The organism is Rhizobium sp. NLR22b (assembly GCF_019685295.1).
In the GTDB taxonomy this organism is placed as follows: Bacteria; Pseudomonadota; Alphaproteobacteria; order Rhizobiales; family Rhizobiaceae; genus Rhizobium.
Window position 1 is genome coordinate 86,584 of the sequence record NZ_JABDWM010000021.1, and the last position, 19,648, is coordinate 106,231.

Below are 19,648 nucleotides of genomic sequence, written 5' to 3' on the forward strand. Positions count from 1 at the left end.
CCGGCGCAGGATAGGATGAGTGGAATTGAAACTAGACTACAAACACCACAGTATTTTCAACAGTTGCCTCAAACCTGCCCGGCGCTTCTGTCGCGTGGGCGGCCTCATGACGCTAAAGCTCAGGCGCTGCTCCTCGAAATTAAGACCGGCCATCTCTGCCGGCGATGCTGGCAGCAAGGCTCCCTTGTTCTCGAGCTTCTCGGGTTCTAGTTCGCTGCCGCAAATCGTGGACGCGTCTGACCACCGGCGCTGATGTTCGAAGGTGTCCCACGATGCTGGGCGGTAAATTGGCGTGCCCGGGCAAAGTGAGGAAAAGGTCGCCATGGAAGGCCGGTATTCAGACATGGTATCGTCAGCCCCGAGGTTCTCGTTGTCCGGCGTCGGCAGCACATCGATGCGGCAAGGCAGTTTCTTCTGTTTGTCGCAGGGACAGGCATCCGATCGCTCTGAATAACTGTCCAAGAAATCGGTCCCTGTTGCCTCGCAGAGAGCGGTCGATAACGGCGCGACCTCCGAGCAGCTCTCTTCCGTTGAGATCGAGATCTCGCGAGTAACTGTGACCCCGATGACACCGCTGAGGAGTTGGTGGAGTATCGAGCAGAGATGCTCCCATCTGGGGCTGTCCTTCATCTTCCGACAGTCATTACTGGGCGACCCATCGATCTGTTGATGAAGCTGGTCCCAGATTTGCCAGATCACGTTGGCCAGCGTCGAATTGGTCGTCTTGGTATCATTGTCTACGTAGTAAGTTTCGGGTCCCCAACTCCCTCCCGCGCTGCAAAAGTGTGGAGAGAAGACAGCCAGTTGATCATCGCGAGCCACAAGCTCGGCTTGCTCCTTCTCGGTGAAGGGGCCGACCAAAACACGCACGTAACCCGGCACAGGCTGCAGCGCGTCCTCGGGGACGAGAGCGCGCGAGGGGACAAAAAAGACGGCGACGTCGTTGATTTTGCCTCTGGCAACGAGGCGAAAGGCGCTCTTGAATTTTGCCAGGTCCGAAATACGCATGATCTCAGGAAGGAAGCTCTTGAGGTCCAAAATAGGCGTCGTGGGAGACATGGCGTGATTGTAGGATGAAAGAATGGGAGTGTATTGACGGGAAATATCGTCAAGGAAACTCAAAGAATGAAGATGAGGAAGGGAGCGTGGCAAGCCTTTTTTATATGCGCAGCTCTCCTGGAGAGAGTGATATCCCACGCTTTCGCAGGCATGAACCCACTGAAACTTCCTGCGAAGCGATTGGCTGGCGAACAACCGATGTTCAGCAGGACGCGCCATGGGCACGCACCTTGTGGAGACGGGGAGCTCGGGATCTACAGCCGCCCAAATTAGGTCGAGCGCGCACTCCTGGCAGGGTCCCCCTGTCGTGTCAACTATTGGGAAAGATAGACGTCCTTACCTTGCAAGTCTGAGCGTTTGATCGCGAGCCAGGGTGCAGATGACATGTGGACACGGTTCCAAGTTAAGAGAATGCACGATGTCGAACACTACGGGGTGGGGTACATTCATGAGGCAGAGACACCAAAAGGTCCTACTATAGCATTCTATTCAGGGTAGCCGAAATCCGCCGCCGAGCCATCTGCTTATCGAGATCTTCCAGCTGTCGATACATTTCATGTCCGCTCGTTATTCGCAAATCGTCCAAGACAGCGAGGAACATCTCCACCACCTCGAGATACTGGTCATGACAGGCAGATCCATAAAAGACCCAGGTGGCGCTGGGGAAACAAGCGGTAAGTGGGGCATGTGCTTCTATCGGAACGACGACGATCAAATGGCTAATCAGCCATGAGGACAGGCACGGATCCCCTGCCGGGCTGTCGATGCGCAGGGGCTTCAATCTATGCCAGTTGTCGACGACGGTATGTCGTTTCGGGGCCAGACGTTCGGCCGCGAGTAGAATGAACCTCAGAAATGTCTGCGACGCATCATCGAGCCATGGGCGAGTTTCCGGCTCGGAAATGATGATGAAACACTACAGCTCGGTCAGATTTGCAGTCGCGGCGGCTGGAGATAACATGCCTTTCCCATACGCACAGCTTCTATTGCGTCGTCGGGCAACGGGAGCTGAGCGGCCGGTGCAGCGCGTTGATGCTGAGCTGGTGGAGAGGAGTGCTGGTTAATGACCGGCATGATACTTCACAGGAATAGAGAGCTTAGCGGTCGGCTTGCTGAAGACGCCTCCACGAGGCCCTAATATCATTCTTGTACAGCTCAGGAACTCGCTTGGCCTGTTCAGGCAGTTGGTCCGCCCCGGTGTTGAGCAGGAACGGAACACTGATAAGATTAGGCGTGTTCCAACGACTGATGTTGCAGAGGCATCAATCCTAAGTGCAGCGCCACCTTCAAATGATTGGCTTCAGCCCGCACGTGGTTCCTCCTGCCATTGTCACGCGTTAGATGCCTTCCTTCTTGGAGTTCAATGCAGAGTTGGTGCGGCTTGGCGAGCCGCTTCTTCCGCCCCGCCGGAGCCACTATGGAGAATAGCGGGAACCGGAACCACGAGGGGTTTTCGTGGCTTATGGCGTCAACTTGCGCGATCAGGGGGAAACCTTGGCTGTGCTAGCTTGGAAGGTGGAGGAGTGTGGCAATGACAGGTTATCAAAAGCATCGCTAAACGGTTGCAACCAATCCTGAAGTAATTATCGTCTGCCGATTGACTGCAAGCCGAGGAGGGGCTGCAACAGGCCCAAAAAGGAGCGATCAGCTGTGCACGGGAGGGTCGGCAAATAGTGCCCCACAGCAGCAGGACAATGCGAGACGACAGATGGACAACGCGAGACGAGTGGAAACACCCGGAAGATTACTGCCGCCACCAGCACGGTCCTGGCCATCGACGGCTCAGCGGTCCCAAAAAGGAGTAGACACTGCACCCACCGATCCGAAAACAGCAAAGATCAGCTATCATCCGTGGGGAACCGGGAGACAATGCGAGACAACGGAAGGACAATGCGAGACGGGTGGAGACGATCGTGGTCTGACAGGGCCTTGGCGTAAGCGCTAATGGGCAGGAAAAGAACACCATGAAGAAGCGCCAACGCTGAACGGCGGCGCCGACATGTGCCGGCGACGATTACACACCAAGCGGCGGCTGGCAACTCATCCCACAGGATGATTTTTATTGATTGCAGTTCGGTGCTTGGGGCCATTCTGAGGAGTGCGCCGCAAAAGCTGTCGCGCTTGACCCGGATCCGGTGTCCCTCTCCTGAGAAGCACGATTGCGCTCCTTCGTTATTTGATCAAAATACGAAGCCAGCCTTCCCCACAGCGTCTCCGCCCCGGCCACTTCTGGTGTGTTCCATCGATTTTTTAATCTCCTCACCGATTTCAGATCGGGATAATCCTCCGGGAAACGATATCCTTGGTAAAGGTGATAATGAAAAAGGGCGTTCATCGTGTCATCGAATTTGATAGGCCAATTTCTTTGGGGAACAATTTCGTGGGCACATTTCCAAAGTTGATTGTCGTCGAGAGGCACAAACTTGGCTGGCGGAGGCACCAACTGTTCGGAGCTGAATGGTGCTTCTGCTGCGGGTGCCGCGATGTCCGAATGCGGCAGCGACTGCTGCCAGACCGCTGACGCCGTATCGAGGTCGTCACCCACCTCGCCGTAGTGGGTAAGATCGTTGTCGTTGCGGGCAGCATCCTTGACGGGATCATAGGCATGCATTCTCAATCATGAATGCACAAGGAAATAAAGGCGTGAACGGGTGTCGCTTCAATGGGCAATGAGGTGGGCTTTCGGAGCCTGAAATGTCAGAAAGTGTCGGCACAGCGTGTGCGAAAGTGGCCACCAGTGCGCTGCGGCACTCGCCTTTTATCATGCAGCGTAGGGGCCGAATGATTTGCGGAGCCTCATCCACTGAAATGTGCAATAGCAGCGGTTGCCTTGTTTCCAATAGGACCGCTGAATGGCTCCGACCAGGATACCGCTAGTGCGTGCGATATCGGCACTTGACCAACGCAATATTTGGGCAAAAGAGCGGTGTTTGAAAAGCATCAAATTCCAGACAAGGCACTCTGTTTCGTCAAGGACTATTTCAGCTTTCCCAAGCAGCGTATCATGAGCCTCGTCGGATCTCAGTTCTTCGCCGAGCCCGCGTCGGGTTCGGGCAACTAGGAAACAAGGCCCAGAACTCATCCTGAATGAGGTTTTCTATTCGAGCAGACGGTCGGGGCTCGTTGGGCGGACTTGCACTGCATTGTCTTTTTCTTTCCTTCCACGCGCGTCGCATGCTCCGAACGAGATAGGATGCTAATTTCTTCTCGTCGAGCGTATCGAACATCGCGTCTATTGAAACGATTTCTGCGACCGCGCGCAAATAGGCGCCGCGTGTCGTGCAACAGTCATTCCTCTTGGGAATTCGGTCGACAAAGGTGACATAGCAGTCCCTGCCGATGATCATGGGGTCGCAAAAAGCGGGGTTGTTTTGGACCGCTTCGGCAATCGACGGCTCGCAATCGGTGCGCTCAAGCAGTTGTGAGGCCTGCAGATTGGTGATGAAAATGCTCCCAATTCCGGGGCAGGCATGCTTGACCCACATCTTCAGGTCGCCAAGGCACAAACGCTCCGAATAGTAGAAATTGAAAAATGTACTCGGGTCCTCAGGGATGGAGGTTTCGGAATAATCGGGACTTCCGACCATCGTGAAATTTTATCGACAGGTCAGCTGGTAAAAGTGCTTTCCAGAGTGAGAACAGCGAAAGCTGGGCGGCGCATCTCCGACCAAAGGGGTGTTCGGCAATTATACCATTTTTCCGACGCCGGGATCATCACTGAGATCCCTGTGCGCGCCAACTGCCCATGTTTTATTGGATTTCGCTACGTGTACCCTCGAGGATGCCACTGCTACGCCAGGCAATGTCGCCATCGCATTTCAAAGCGTCCCTGCACGATAACGCCTGTTCGGAGCTCTTGAAGCCAAGACAGTATCTCAATTGATTTGCATCCAGTTACGTGTTCGTCTCTTTCTCCAGAGAGCCCATCGCGGAAAGAAACCCTCTTGCCTGACAAAACCGCTCACTCCTTCTTCCTTCCGCGAAGCAGCCGGTTGACTTCGAGTTTTGTTGCTCCGTTCGAACCACAGCCAAGGCAAGAAACAAAGCCACCGCAACTTGGTGCGTTCAAAGCACCGACCTCGCTGTCGTCGCTCCCACTTTCCGGGTCCATCTCCCACAGGCTGGAGCAAGGTAAATATTTCTTGGAGAGGGCGAGCGTCGACAGCGGGACCATCAGCAGCACGTTGAGCACACTGCTGCAATAAAAATGCCACGTCCTTAAGTTGATCCATCCGTTTGAGGCGCTTGCATACCTCGTTGGCCACTTTTCCGAAAAGTGAGAAACGCCCGTTCCCAATATGTGGTTCGACATCTCTGAAGACGGAATGGTCTTTCCGTCGGAAGGCATATCCGTCCGGACAAAAAACAATCGTGCCATGCTCGCCTCCGTTCATGTCTGAGAGAACATTCTTTGTTTCCGAATGGCAAATGACCACAGTGATCGTATCAGACCGAGGAAGTGCTTTTTTCTCACCCGGCGGTAATTTGCCAGGCAATGTAATCACCCTAAATTTCGGGGCGGAGGAAGGGCTTGGGCTGTCGGAGGTAATCGTCGACGTCTGCTGCATTGTGACGAACAGGTAAACTGGTCTCGAGGTGAAGCGTCAGATACGACCGGATGCGGAGGGTGGTGTCGGTACGCACCTGCTGCGACGACGACAGTGACGGGGATACTCTGGGGGCAGCCAGCGAAGACGAGACGGCCGCTTGGTGCGACAACTGGTCTGGTTAAAGGCCTGTGATTTTATCGGATGCGCCCCCCTGTTGGGGCCAAAGTCTCGGCAGTCGGTCCGAGCGCACGGCGAGACTGCTCGTCCACCCTCAAGGCGAGTGTCAAATTCTGATCCTGGCACGACAATAGTTCTGGGAAGGGAGCGTTGATGTGGCACTCGGAACCGGTCCGGCCCTCCGCTCCAGGATCGCTGTGCACCCGGGCCCACTTAGCCTGCTTCTGTCGAAAATCTGGCAGCTTGACGAGATGTCGAAGCCTCGCAATACGCGCGCTCATTTCCGGCCCCGCCAAACCATGCATGTGAATACCCCCGCGCCGTCGCTTGCCATTACCGTTTCAAAGCATAAATTTTCGCTTAGCTCGCGTCGTGAGCTGAAAGCTGCTTCCGTGGGATGGCGATCATGGGGCATGGGCCAAGAGAGGCAAAGATTTGCGAGTATCTTGCCACAACTAGCGGATGCCCCTGCTGGCGGGACGGGTGGTAATTCAGGGCGAGGGGAACTGGAGCAAGCTTGGATCATCAATCCCCTTACGGTTCGGCACAAGAGTTTGGCGCAGCCGACTGGTCTTGCGGCGCCCCCGCCCCGCAAATCAATCTTGTTTTCCCACACATAGTGTCTCTGATGGCTGCTGATGATGCACGGATCTCCTAATCGGGGATGGCGCAGGCATGCAATGGTGGTTCGGCCAATGGTGGTCCGGCAGAGGGTTTGGCAATCGGTTTTGCACAGGTGTTTTGCACCGGTTTTGCGCCGGGTTTTGCACAGGGTTTTGCACAGGGTTTTGCACCGGGGTTTTGCACAAGGGTTTTGCACAGGGTTTTGCACAGGGTTTTGCACGGTGATCGGTCAAAGGGGCTGAAGCGCAAGGTTTGGCCGCGCATTTATTCGTCCGCCGCCCAGTTTTTGAACCAATTTCTATCATCCTTCCTAAGGCTGCTCCAGTCATTAGTCATCATGGTAAAAGTGAACAAGATCGCTGCCCTTGCGGTGGAGCGCATCGGGGACCTGAGGCGATCATCAAATCCTGTAAGTCTGGCAGCAACAGTCCGCTGATCGTTTCTAACCCTTCAAAGGTTCTGTTCATTTACCTTGCGGGCCTCAAAACAAAGAGGAGCTTCACCGAGACAACGAAGACCTGCGTTGCCTCCGGGTATTTCGTTGCTCGCGTGAAAATGGGGAAGTTCGACAAGCGCAGTGGCTGGAAGCGCGATCCAAAGAGCCATCTCGAGTTCTTGCTCCCGCACGAGAGCAATCTATCCGACGTGCTGGAACAATTCGGCAAGGGGAAGCTGACGGTGGTGGTGCTTCAAACTTCAGAGCACCACGTCCTGAGCATTTGGGGCGGGGAGTGCAAGTTTCTGTACGAGATCATACCTGTCGACCACACGTTGGTGAACGGCACTGTCGATGAACTCATTCAGTTTCTGAAGAAGTTCTGCGAGCCATTCGAAGACGGGGTCTCCGACGATGGCATGGGATACGACGCCCTGTCCCTGGCAGAGCAAAATACCTTGCCATCCCTTTCTCCCCAGTCGGTCACCGAAGACGATGAGGGCGGGACATCTTGTGAAGCGCGGTCTTTTCACACGGCTGCAGACGAGGACGAGCCGTCCTCCAATTCGGGCAGGGGCGAGGAGGACGAAGATGAGGATGCGCTTTTACCCGGGGAGACAGACGATGGAGAGGCTTCTGCGATGATAGGCCGCGGCGGTGCTGTCGAACCGACAGATGCCCCGATCGGGAGCGCGGTCAAGAACAATCACGAAGGATGTGGGGCCAAAGAGCCCAGCGACTGTACCGAGCGGGAGCGGCACGATGTCTCCAAGGGGGACGAGGATGGTTCAGTGATAGACATCGAAGCCTTCGAAAACAGACCTAACAAAGGTGGACGCCCGCGGAATATCGAAAGGGATCGCAAGATCGCTGAGGCAGTCAAGAAGGTGGTCGAAGCGGGGCGTAGCTGTGGCAGGTTCCCATCGCTGAGTGCATGTGTCGAGCAGGCTAAAAAAAAGCAGAAGGTTATAGGCAGCGATAGCACGATAAGAAGGGCCGCTTCCAAGCTGCTTAAAGAAGAACGGGAGCGCGCGGAGCGGAATGGAGAGCTGGACAGGGAGGGTCGTTTCATTTCTCGTTAGTGGATATTTTCATAGTGACTTCAATAGAGTTCTCCTCCAACTCCAATCTTTCCGTTTCGATGTGGAGGGCTGCCAATACGACCATCGATCGCGCCGCTGACAACCCTGCGGAGGACAGGTGCGCCACTATATCAACGGCCCACTGCGGACTACATATTTTGATTTATAAACAGTTGGAGCTTGCCAGCGTCATGCATCTACTGTTTCTGGGACAGTGTGGAATTTGGGATATTCCCTTTCAGGGAAGCCATGCTGGAAAATGTCATCTATTGGGACACAATTGTGTTTACAGAACGAGAGTTTTTCACCGAGCAGGCTGGATGACACATATCCATCGCTCTTCTCTCTCATGCAGGCGGCGATGATAACCGCTTTCGGGCCGCTTGCCTGGAGTTGGGGCAGCGTCCCGCGTCTCGTTCATCCTGTCCAATCGGAAGGCCTCGCACCAGTTCGCCGCTGCAGATCGCACGTCCGGTCTGTTCGTGTGCAAGACGAAGGTGCTTGCTCGTTTGCCGTGGTCCTTGCGGAGGGGCAAAGCCAAGAGGATGATCAGAAACTGCGCACTCCGTTATTAGAAATTTAGGTGAGCGAGCGGGCTTGGCTAACCTTTTCAGTACTCCGCTCGAACACGTCGGAATGTTAGACCTGCGGCGGCTTGGCAATGAAAAAGTGCTCGAAGATATTTGATCGCGCCGGCGCTTCCAGCGATTATTCAGGGATGTTCACCTGCTAGACCCCTTTTTCATCCTGACCTTTGCTATTTCGAAGTCATCGTGTCGTCGGCCGGTGGTGTTTCTTGTTGCAGGTGCAGGGGATGGACAGGCGTTCGCGGTCGCCTAAGTAAAGGCCGTTGAACTGAAAGCAACACAAGCGCATAGAGAAAGCTAAAGTTCCAGGTCATCAGGATCTTCGTGAGCTGCTCCATTGGACCAAACGCGATAAAGGTAGAAATCGTGAAGAACAAAAGCACAGCAAGAAAATCCTCATAATGCTCATCGACCTCCATTTTATCGGGTAGGGCGTCGGAAGTGTGGAAAGGGAGGAGCGACGAGTGAGCCCGGCAACGAAGAGCTTTCGTCGCGTGCGAGCCGAGTGTTGATATACCGCCGGCCATATCCCTGAAGGCGGAGAAGGTGGGCGTTGCTGGACAGCCGCTGTGATTACGGGAAGAGGGAAGGTAAGGCGGACTTGGTGCATTCCTGCAGCTGTCTAAGGCTTGGACGCCTCGTCGAGGACGTGGATGGTCGCCATGCGTCGGAGTTGCGGCACAGCACTCAACGCGTTGCGAGACTGCCGGGGAGACCGGGCCGAGCCACGACACCGCAATCTTTTCCGCGGTCCCTGTTGTATTATGAATAAGTTTAGCAAAGTACAGAGGATCCTGTATGAGAATGATGAACGGAGTAGACCAAGTCGCCCACTTGGGCGTCTGTCTTTCTTCCTGGCAAACTGCAATCCTTTGCTGATGCTGCAGTCGAGAATGCGAACCATCTCATCCTGGCGGACGATGTTGGCTCACGCAATCCGGGTTTCCCCACCTCGGAACCTCACATGGGCACGGCATCCCTGAACCATTGCAATGCTGGCGCCTGCGAGGCCTAGCGTCCCCGAAAATTCGTTGTAGTTCAATGATTGGTTCTGCCTCAGCCTCTGTCGGCTGAGGCGGCACGGGAATTCCACTTTTCTCCTGATGCGGACATGTTGGTGTGTGCAATCCGGGTTTCTCCACTCGGTTCCTCACATGGGCCGCCATCCCTGAACTATTGCAATGCTGCGAGGCCTAGCGTCTCCGAAAATTCGTTGTGGTTCGTTGATTGGTCCTAGCTAGCCTCCGCCCGCTGAGGCGGCACAGCAGCTCCGTTTTTGACAGCTCGAATGCCACTTTGACACACTTGCGCCGTAAGCTGCGTCTTCGTGTGAGGGCCTAATCATGCGCGCCAAGGCCGGTTTGGTTATTGGTCGGCGACCTCAGGGTGCTGAAGGTGCGGCGCAATTTAACGTCGTCCGCATGCAATCTGGCTGACACGGCGCAAATCGGTCCCAAAAAGCCGCTGCATCCGTCTAGACGTAGCTATTACGCCTTCAGAAACGCCCAACCATGCACCAGGCCCGAATTACCTCGCCCATTTTCTCATTGCGGAAATGGCGCGCAGAACTTGGCGTCACGCAATCTCACAGAGATGCCTGAGCGGCCGCGGTTGCGGAAACGAGCCAATCGTTTGCGATCACCTCACCGAATTTTCTAAGACCACGGCCAACAGGCTCTCCTGTATTCAGGTTACTTCCTTATCGGGTGCTGACTGCAGGAGGTTGGCAACCCACAGGTCCGGCGACCGTTCCTGAACGTTGCGTCGCATTCTAATTGCGGAAATAGGCGCAGGGCGTGGCGGCACGCAATGTTGGATAGATGCCTGGCCCAGGCCAATAGGCGGCTCGGCATGCACGGTGAGTTGTCGAACTTCATGACAATTTCCGTGTTGGGCGTTCGCTGCAGGGGCCGGCCACTTGCAAGGACCGGTCACCATGTCTTGAACGCTCCGCATTTGCAATTGCGGAAATAGGTGCAGGACGTGGCGGCACGCAAGGAGAGGGCTATAGTTTCACTTCAAGAGCAGGGCGGAATGAGGCGTTTGTTGGCACCCCATGCGGCTTGAGACCTGCTGCCAATTCGATGCTGACTAAGCAGACGGGACAACGGAGCAGGAGAAGAGCAAGGGTTCACGCGAGCGGGATCAGCGGGCTGCTGTGGACTGTCATAGATGTTCGGCCTGGGAAAAAGGAGTAGCAGATGGCATACCGGCAACGATGAGCATGAGATTTAGACCTGGTTTGGAGGCGCGCAAGAAAGGGATTTTTGGCAGGCGAGCTTCCTTAATGTATTAACTTACGTCATAAACAGTCGACGCAGCTTGGCGGCGTCTTGCATCCGCTATTTATGGTACACGTGAATTCCTCACGAGCTATTTCGACTGACTGTGGAACTTAAGATGTTACTTTCAGCGAAAGCCACGCTCAAAGAATGACCTCGTTTGGAATAGAATTGTATTGCGAGACTTGTTAATTTGATTTCGAGCCTCACGGAAGAGTCGAGACCTCACAATATCCGTCGCTCGCCTCCTTCGAGACAGTCGACGATGATTGCGGCTTTGGAGCCGCACTCAGCATCTCGAAGGCGGAGTTGAGGATCGGGCAGACCTCCCCCATCTCGTCCAGCCTGTCCAAGCGGAAGGCCCCGCACCAGTTGGCCACTACAGGCACGTCCGGTCTGTTCGTGTGCAAGACGAAGGTGCCCGCCGGATCGTCGAAGTGCTTTTTCAGAGCCAGCACGCAATCGTCGAGCGGCGTCAGCTCTTGACCATTCCGCTTATAATAGCTGCGTGTGCCATCCTTTTTTGTGACCACGATGGTCTCGCCGCATTCAGCGGTAGCGTCGAACTCCTGCTGCAAGGAGGAGCATTTTTTTTCCTCTGAGTTCCAGATCAGGGCGACGGGGTTGCCATTCCGCTTTGCAAGCGAGAGAAGTTGTCCAAGCCCGTTCAGATTGCCGTCATTATTGCGCAGGGGGGAGGAGCCGAGGAGGATCATCAGACACTGCGCGCTCCGTTATTCGAATGCCAGGTGAATGAGTGGGCTTGGCTAACCTTTCCAGCTCCTAGGTTTTCGGAAAGAACAGACACATCGGGTTGATAGACAGACTGCGGCAGGAAGTTGTCAATGAGAAGTACTGGACTGTATTTGCTCGCGTCAAACCCAGGAGTTCGTCGAGTATTCAGGAATTGCCCATCCATATCCTCTTCCTCATCTTCGCCAGCCACTCTCCGAGTAACCGCGTTGGGGATTGGAGGCGGTTTGAGCTGCCTATGCGGTTTAACGACAAACGTTGGCGGTGGAGGTGGCGGAGGTGGACGTGGAGGTGGAGGTAGTGAAGTTGTAAGCTGAGATTGCAGGGCATAAGCAACCACGCTCAACAACAGCAGGATTTTCATCAGCGGCTCAAGGGGAAGAAGGATGATGAGCGACCCTCCGATGAAGATCAGAATGAAAGGATAGTCCGAACGGGCTGGCATCGCATCGAAGCGTCCGAGGCGCGAGAGAGAACGGAGGAGCTAAGAATGAAGGCGGCAACGAAGGGCTCACGTTGCGTGCGAACTCGGCGGTTATATACTGACAACCACCTCAGCCGCAGTCGAGGGCTCGGGCGCCTCGTCCCAGGGCAACGGTGGTCGCCTTGTGTCGGAGTTGCAGCGCAGCACTGCTGGACGCGATGACGAGGCTGCCGGGGAGGCCGGGCAACACGGCGAGGAAAAGATTGCCGTGTCATAGCCCGCCGCACAGCTTCGCAATCGGCAGGGCATCATGACCAGATTTAGCGAAGTATCAGAGGATACTGCATGAGAATTGATGAACGGAGTAGCCCAAGTCGCCCACTTGGGCGTCTGTCTTTCTTCCTGGCAGATTGCAATCCTTTGCTGATGCTGCAGTCGAGAATGCGAACCATCTCGTCCTGGCGGACAATGTTGGCGAACGCAATCCGGGTTTCTCCACTTGGTTCCTGACATGGGCCGCCATCCCTGAACCATTGCAACGTTGGTTTCGTCTCAGCCCGTGCCGCCTGCGAGGCCTAGCGTCTCCGAAAATTCGTTGTGGTTCGTTGATTGGTCCTGCCTTGGCTCTGTCGGCTGAGGCGGCACCACAGCTCCACTTTTCTCCTTGATCCGGATGATGTTGGCGCACGCAATCCGGTTTCTCCACTTGGTTCTTCACATGGGCCCGCCATCCCTGCGCCAAGACGAATGCTGGTTCTGTCTCAGCCCGTGCGGCCCCTGCGAGGCTTAAATTAAGAAAACGGGTACAGGATGCAGCAGAGATGCCTGAGCGGCCGCAGTTGCGTAAACGGGCCAATCATTTTTTTACTGTCCACCGAGTTCGAAGGGTAACCCAGGCCGATATGTGGCCCGGCATGCACGGTGAGTTGTCAAAGTTCATGACAATTTCCACGTTGGGCGTTGGTTGCAGGAGGCTGGTCACTCGCAAGGCGGTAACCAATCGGCTAAATCTGCTTAGCCGCACACTGCGACCATTGCAATTTCCGACCGCTACTGTGGGATCAGAGGCCTCTGGCCGGGAGCTTCAGGAAGCTTAAACTTTGGTCTCGCGCGCGCTAAGCGCAGCTTCCTGAAGCTATTCGAGCTTTTCCGCCCAATCAGGCGTGAAGGATATGAGCAGCCGGTTAACGCCGGGCGTTAAGTTCAAAACGACCTGCTTGGGCAGCCGTCTCTTCGCATGGCGGCCAGGCTCTTGCGCATTCATCTTTCGACAGACCGTTGTGACGTGGCTTTCTATAGAGGGCAGCGGCTCACCTTGGGACACGAGTGCAGCGGGCCTCAGCATCTCGTCAAAATGGCATCACCGGCAGCTCTGGAGCTTCGTCTCGCAGAGTTCGTTGTTCGCGATGCGCCAGCCGTGTCGGATACGGAAGTACGTCTGGCGTCCCGACATGTCGCCGATCTGGTGGGTGTTGCTATCGCAGGTACACGACTGGACGCCTTCCACAGCGTGGCGGAAATAGTCGCAGGTCAACCGAGGCAGGATGAACTTTCGGCGCGCATTTGGGGCACCAATAAACGCATCCCGTTGAGGGAGGCTGGTTTAATCAATGGATTTTCAGGCCACATACACGACTTCGATGATGACGAGACCGGCTATTCCATCGCCCATGTGACCGTGACGGCCGCAACTGCGGCCATGGTTGCAGCCGATGCGTGCTCTAAAGTATCCGGCGCGGACGTCATCAAAGCATACGTCATTGGATCGGAAACTGCAATGAGGCTTGGTGAAATCGTCAATCCGGGCCATTCTCGAAGCGGCTGGCACACCTCTGCAACATTGGGCTGTTTCGCCGCCTGTGCCGCAGCAGGGCGCATTCTCGGTTTGAGCGCGGAGCAGATGCGTCACGGGTTTGGAATGTGCGCCTCGTTTGCATCTGGTATAAGTGCCAACTTCGGGACCGATACGAAGGCACTTCAGGTCGGCAAAGCTGTTCGCGAGGGGATTTTTGCTGCCGAGTTAGCGAGGGCTGGCCGGACCTCGGCCAGCGGCGCTCTGTTTGGAGAGCAGGGATTTGCATCCATGTTTCAACGGGGGCGCGACGTCGACTTTATCATCGGGGGTTTTGGCAAACCGTACCGTCTTTTTGGGAATACAATGGTCATCAAGACGTACCCCTGCTGCACGGCATCGCATACGGCAATCTATTCAATGCTCATGCTCAGAGCCGACTTCGGCTTCAACGGCAGCGACATCCGCAGTATCACCTGTTCTATCGATGCCGTCGCTAAGGGTCTCCTGAAGTACGACCGACCTAGCAACGCGGCAGAGGCCAAGTTCAGCATGCATTACAGTCTCGCCATTGCAGCGCTGCGCGGCAGCGCCGGTCTCGCGGAGTTTGCACTCGAAGGTCCCCCCGACGGGGAGCTCCTGTCCCTTATGGAGAGGATTACCGTTGAGGTCGTCAGCGCTTTACCAATCCTGCCGAGCGGAGCCTCGGTGGCTTCTCATCTGAACATAGAATTGACGGATGGGCGAAAGCTCAGCAGGTTTCAGGAGTTTGTCCCGGGAAGCATGGGAGAGCCAGTGTCGGACAGCGATCTGGAAAAGAAGTTCATCGAGTGCCTGCATCCCGCGCCCGCGAAAGCAGCCAGCGAGTTGTTCGCTAAACTCATGAATTCAGCGTCAATTTCTTCGTTCTCCAACTGCATAGGTAGCTTTCAACTCGGCTATCTGCCACTCAATTAGAAGGGACCTGAAGATAGGGACCCAACATAAAGGTCCCGTGCTGCTCGACCGTGTATTTAACCTTCCCATAAAAGTGCCTGTGATCAAGGTTCGAACCCTTCGCAGCAGCCAACGCGCTGACGAGGCCCTTCAAGGCGGCTCGTAAGATCAGGGGACTGAGAAGAGGCCGCGTGTCGTACAAAATGCCTGGTAATGCCATGTTGATTGTGTCGTACACCACTGCATTCGCCTGTTGCTCAGAACAGAACTTTTGCACCGGACCCATCAGAGGCCGGTATTCATCCTCGCCTAAAATAAGGATGACGGGAACGCCGCTCTTAACGAGCTCCAGTGGGCCGTGGAAGAAGCGCGACGCCTCGACAAATTCGCAAAAGATCTTGAGCTTCTCCACCATGTTGCAGTCGGCAATCACAAAACCGAGCTCCTCGACGTTGCCGGTGGAGACAATCAGCATTTTGTCGTGTTCCTTGAATTGATCCGCGAAGTTGGTTGTGAGGTCGCTGCTCTCGTGGCTCGCGGCGACGTAGGCGCTTGGAAAACTCGGAAGAGAAGTGAGTAGGTTTTGCATCCCTCCCCATCCTTCCTTGATCTCCATAAGCTTGCCGAAGAAGACCAACATTTGAAGGCAGCTTGCCGAATAGGGATCAACGGCACCGGCAGTGTTGAACTTTTTATGGGCCTTTTCGGCGATCGGGCATTCAGCCCGTCCGGTGAAAGCGACGATACAGCGAACTCTGTCTGCCACGGCGTTGATGGCCAGGAGCGTATCGTCTGTCGCTCCGGACACTGATGACACCATGAGGAGAGTGCGGTTGTCGGTCCTCCTGGGAGGACAGATTGCGTAGTCGGCAGACTTGAACCCGGAGACCTGGAAACTGCTCCTCGCTTCTTTATGGAAAAACTTGAGGAGATGCCGTTCCATGAAGCTGTCGCCGGTTCCACAGGAGACCATCTGAACGTTGTCAATGTGGGGGGCCAATTCTATCGCCAAACTGATGATTGCCGGAACCTCGCCCAAAGCGATTTCCAGACCTTTGCGAACTTGTTCCAACTGAAAAGAAACCATTTTGTATGAGGTTCAAGTATAGAGTGAAGTGTTCCTTTTTTGTATGATGTTGCTGGGATCTCCAGGTAAATGCGGGCGAACGACCGCAATTTATGCTCCCGGTGGCCTAGCAAGTCCGATTTGTTCCAGTGACGCTCTCTAGGCGGCGGCGGATGGCTCAACTCAGTCGGCCGCATCGTGAGGGAGGGGAGCTCTCGCTCCGAACCCTTATTGCGCGATTTTGTGTCCCGTGCCGCTTTCTTGACCGACACGAGTGATCATGTGGTGTCCAATGCATATGCACATGCATTGCCAGTTGTCATCCTCCAGGCTGCAGCCATCACTTCAGGGGTGTGCACCTGCAAAGCATGCGGGTGTGACATAAAGGGTAAGAAGGGCCGCTGCATGGTCCCTTTCAAATCCCTCGCATCTGGACGTTCACCCCATTGTCCACCCCATCACCCACCAGCACATCTTACCCCTCATTTCTGCGTTCGGACGTCCTCAATGGCGGCCAGCAATATCAAGATCCAGCCATTTCGCAAGCTGCGCGCCCCCGCGCCGATCGCAAAGGGGCCCGACAAAGCCTATGGCGGCGAGTTTACGGGTGAAGTGCAACTGCCGGATAATCTCCCCAATTCGTTCATTATTTTTCGGCATGCGCGAACTAAGTACAACCCAATTGAGGGGATCGATGAGAGAGGTGAAAAAACCTTTTTCGTGCAGGGCCGGGGCATCGATCCTTCAATCGACAGCTGCGGGGTGAAACAGGCTCTCGCCGGCGGCTTTGCCATGCGGCATGTGGTCATCGCGCATGTGCGCAGCTCTCCGTCGCAGCGAGCCGTCCAAACCGGCGTGCATGCCAATATTGTCCGAAACGCGACGTACGTGTTGGACAGTCACCTGCAGGAGCGCTCCTTCGGGGAACATGAGGGCAAAATGCTCCCTGGGAGGGCGTTCCGAGGCCCATATCCCGGGGTAGAGCCTCCCGCGGAATATACCGCGAACTTCATTCTTCCAGGGCTCAGGAACATCCCCCCCGATGGAGAAACCGTCCTCATTACTCATGGAGGATGGTTGAAGGGTTCTGCCGGCGCCCTTGAAATGCCGCTTTTCGCCGAACACGTGGGCAACGCGGTTCCGGTCCGGGTGGAGAATGACGGCTCGGGCCGGAGGGCTACCCGCCTGAGAGCCATAATTCATCTCGCGCTATGCCAGGCCGAAGAGCCAGTCGCCGGTGCAGGCAACTGTCCCGAAGAAGCCTCGAACGAAGGTCTTGAAAAGGTGCTCGAACACTATGGCCTTTCTCTCAGTCCCTTTAAGCCCCGTGCTCTGGTGTCGGGAGAGGACATGTCTGTGATTGCAGAGATGCGTCACGGTAAGACCAAACATTTCGATCTCGATTTGCGCATTGAGCGGGGAAGCGACGACATCTCCTGGCCCGAGATCATCGAAGGCAAAGTGGAGCAGATATTGATCGCCAAGCCGGATGTTGCTGCTGTGCGCCTGTTGATCTCGCGTGATGAGGATTACTCGGATTTCGATGGACCCGCCGCCAAGTTGCTGCGCGAGGTGCTTGATCACTTCGTCCTGATCGGCGAGGCTTGGAACGTTGACTTTGAGGATGTCACCCTTTCTGAACTCGATGAGACGATCTTGTCACGGAACGTTAGCAATCAGCTTGCGCTACCGAGGGGTGTCTCGACGACTTCAGATAATCGCGTCATGTTGATCAGCGGTGCAAACCGCGGCATCGGTCTGGCCATAGCGAGAAGCCTCATTCTCGCCGGCCATCTTGTCAGTCTCGGAGCTCGTAATGTGGAAAAGCTCAAATCGCTCTTTGGAGAAGAGACCGAGCGTATCCACTATGCACACTTCGACGCTGAGGTTGAGAGCACTTGGAAGCAATGGGTCGATGCCGCCGTAGCGAAATTCGGAAGGGTTGACTGCTTGGTGAACAATGCCGGTTGCGGCGCAGGCGGAAAGGCCGACTTGATGAATGGCGACCCCCAAGTGGAGAACTTGCTGCGGCAAGTCCACGTGAAGGCGCCAACGGCTCTTGTTCGCCTTTGCATGCCTCATCTCAGAAAGACCAAGGCCGGCCGCATTATTTTCATCAATTCGGCATCCGGAAAGCGTGTGCGGGGTAGCGTAAATCTTGGCTACAACGCCGCGAAGGCTGAGCAACTAGCTTTAGCGCACACGGTGCACAATGAGGCCTGGGACGACGGCGTGCGGGTAACCACCGTGTGCCCAGGCTGGGTCAACACGGATTTGAGTGCTCACTCGAAGCTCCCCGACGACGACAAGACCCAGCCGCAGGAGGTGGCCGCCATCGTTGCGGCCGCGCTGGGAATGCCCAACAATGCGGACTTAGGGGACATAATAGTTAACTGCGAACATGAGCCCAAACGCTAAGCGGCGGCGCCGTAGCAACTACATCTCGTGGGGCGGGTGCAATCATGAGCAGCTAGATGCAGGATACTCAGAGCAATTTCTTTCGCGATATGTTTCTCAATTAGCGCGTTTCTCACTTCTCGTGAAGTGATCCTCAATGCCTACGTGAAGAGCGACGCCATTTCCTCAATGTTTCGTCTGCCCCACATACCGGCGGCTGCCTTACTGTGCCATCGGCTTGGCATACATCAAAAGCGGCTACGGATCTACACCGCTAACCGGAAAGGGGCACAGCGCCCGATCACGGGTGCGCCAGCGGCACACAGCGCCGCGGCTAATCGGTTAACCTGCGATCTATAAAGCCAAGTCGTTAATCTCTCGAAAATTTGGGTCAGTATCAAATCCGCCTAAGCCTCGAAAGAGAGTGAGTACACCTTCTGCTTTTCACCGAGCTTGATCAGATGAAGCCGCCGACCCAATCCTCGACGGTCGTTCCCATGGACGCGCGCAGTCATGATCCGTCCATTCACGACGACGCTTGCGTGGTTGTGTGCACGTCGGCGAGAGCCAAGTCGACATGGTGGATGCACGTTCTGCTGTTATTGTGGAGCATTATGAAGTTTATCTGGGCTTGGTCTCCCGTCGGGAGATATGCCAACAAGCCAATCGACAGCCAATTCCTTGGGATCTGGAGCGTTTCCCTTGACCCGGAACACATTCGTCGCCTTCTCAGCAGCGCATACCCTGGGATGCCATTCGAAAAGCTTCCCACCGATGAGGAGGAAATTCGCTGCCTTGCCCGAAACATGTCCTTGCCGAGTACCGCGAAGATCGGATTGGACAAGAAGGACGATAGCGAAAGCGGATCCCGCCTTGAGGGGGTTTATGAGACCGTCAAGACGGCATTTTTAGAGATCATGACAAGGGAAATGTTTGCAGCCTTCGCGGATCAACAGCCCTCCGGAGGTGCAAACAACATCTCCCGCGAGACATTCACCGCTGGAGAGACATTGAGCCACTCATACGTTGACGACATGTTGATCGACGCATTCCCGCGCCTGTTGGATGGAGAGTTGCCCGTCTATAAGAAAGCATTCTGCGACCTTGTGAGAGACATCATATTGCGGAGCCTGGAGCAGGCAGAGCCTGACGACACGGACGGATGCCACATTCCAGGACAAGCGGGTATCATGTGCATTGTCGCCGAAACCTTTCCCGAAGCCTCGGAGGAAGATTATTACGCCTATGAAGCGGTGTTTCGGGGCTGGTTGCAAGCTCTTGCGTCGCCGGAAGAGACGTGGCGAAGCATTCCCAAGGAGATCCGGCATCTTCTCGCCGCCCTCAACGCACATCACTGTAAGCGCGAATTTCTATGCGCCTTTTGAAGCGGAGTGCTCTGATGCATGAAGTGTCCACCAAAAACAGGTGGACACCAAATCATGGACGATGCTCCTAAACTGCAGGTGCGGCTTGTTGGCCGCGA

11 protein-coding genes are annotated in these 19,648 nt (G+C 55.4%); 5 read left to right on the plus strand and 6 right to left on the minus strand.

The genetic code is table 11. The features are described from left to right. Positions 1 to 36: 36 nt before the first annotated feature. The 4 genes from HJC00_RS27610 to HJC00_RS27625 all read right to left on the minus strand — a co-directional run bounded on the left by HJC00_RS27610 (position 37) and on the right by HJC00_RS27625 (position 5,437). Positions 37 to 1,278, minus strand: coding sequence for a hypothetical protein (locus HJC00_RS27610; RefSeq protein WP_221164939.1), 1,242 nt, complete (start codon positions 1,276 to 1,278; stop codon positions 37 to 39). Positions 1,279 to 3,118: 1,840 nt separating this feature from the next. Then, positions 3,119 to 3,670, minus strand: coding sequence for a hypothetical protein (locus HJC00_RS27615; RefSeq protein WP_221164940.1), 552 nt, complete (start codon positions 3,668 to 3,670; stop codon positions 3,119 to 3,121). 391 nt (positions 3,671 to 4,061) lie between these two features. Continuing rightward, positions 4,062 to 4,646, minus strand: coding sequence for a hypothetical protein (locus HJC00_RS27620; RefSeq protein WP_221164941.1), 585 nt, complete (start codon positions 4,644 to 4,646; stop codon positions 4,062 to 4,064). Between the two features lie 374 nt (positions 4,647 to 5,020). After that, positions 5,021 to 5,437, minus strand: coding sequence for a hypothetical protein (locus HJC00_RS27625; protein WP_221164942.1), 417 nt, complete (start codon positions 5,435 to 5,437; stop codon positions 5,021 to 5,023). A gap of 1,013 nt (positions 5,438 to 6,450) precedes the next feature. On the opposite strand from HJC00_RS27625, the gene HJC00_RS27630 reads away from it, so the two are divergent. Next, on the plus strand, positions 6,451 to 6,846 hold the full coding sequence (locus tag HJC00_RS27630; RefSeq protein ID WP_221164943.1) for a hypothetical protein: 396 nt from the start codon (positions 6,451 to 6,453) through the stop codon (positions 6,844 to 6,846). Between the two features lie 119 nt (positions 6,847 to 6,965). Further along, the gene (locus HJC00_RS27635) at positions 6,966 to 7,928 is read left to right on the plus strand and encodes a hypothetical protein (RefSeq protein ID WP_221164944.1); all 963 of its coding nucleotides are present in this window, start codon (positions 6,966 to 6,968) and stop codon (positions 7,926 to 7,928) included. Between the two features lie 3,075 nt (positions 7,929 to 11,003). On the opposite strand, the gene HJC00_RS27640 is transcribed toward HJC00_RS27635, so the two are convergent. Then, a complete protein-coding gene (locus HJC00_RS27640) occupies positions 11,004 to 11,513 on the minus strand; it encodes a hypothetical protein (protein ID WP_221164945.1) in 510 nt (169 codons plus the stop codon). A gap of 1,815 nt (positions 11,514 to 13,328) precedes the next feature. Between HJC00_RS27640 and HJC00_RS27645 the strand changes: the two genes are divergently transcribed. Further along, entirely contained in the window at positions 13,329 to 14,723 is a 1,395-nt protein-coding gene (locus HJC00_RS27645) for an MmgE/PrpD family protein (RefSeq protein ID WP_221164946.1), read from the plus strand. On the opposite strand, the gene HJC00_RS27650 is transcribed toward HJC00_RS27645, so the two are convergent. Further along, positions 14,716 to 15,789 carry a hypothetical protein gene (locus tag HJC00_RS27650; protein ID WP_221164947.1) on the minus strand — a complete coding sequence of 358 codons (1,074 nt, stop codon included), beginning with the start codon at positions 15,787 to 15,789 and terminating at the stop codon, positions 14,716 to 14,718. The genes HJC00_RS27645 and HJC00_RS27650 overlap by 8 nt on opposite strands. A gap of 486 nt (positions 15,790 to 16,275) precedes the next feature. Between HJC00_RS27650 and HJC00_RS27655 the strand changes: the two genes are divergently transcribed. Together HJC00_RS27655 and HJC00_RS27660 are read left to right on the plus strand one after the other, a co-directional pair. Then, positions 16,276 to 18,186: an SDR family NAD(P)-dependent oxidoreductase gene (locus HJC00_RS27655; protein WP_221164948.1), complete on the plus strand. Its 1,911-nt coding sequence runs from the start codon at positions 16,276 to 16,278 to the stop codon at positions 18,184 to 18,186. Between the two features lie 440 nt (positions 18,187 to 18,626). After that, positions 18,627 to 19,550: a hypothetical protein gene (locus HJC00_RS27660; RefSeq protein WP_221164949.1), complete on the plus strand. Its 924-nt coding sequence runs from the start codon at positions 18,627 to 18,629 to the stop codon at positions 19,548 to 19,550. The last annotated feature ends 98 nt before the right edge of the window (positions 19,551 to 19,648 follow it).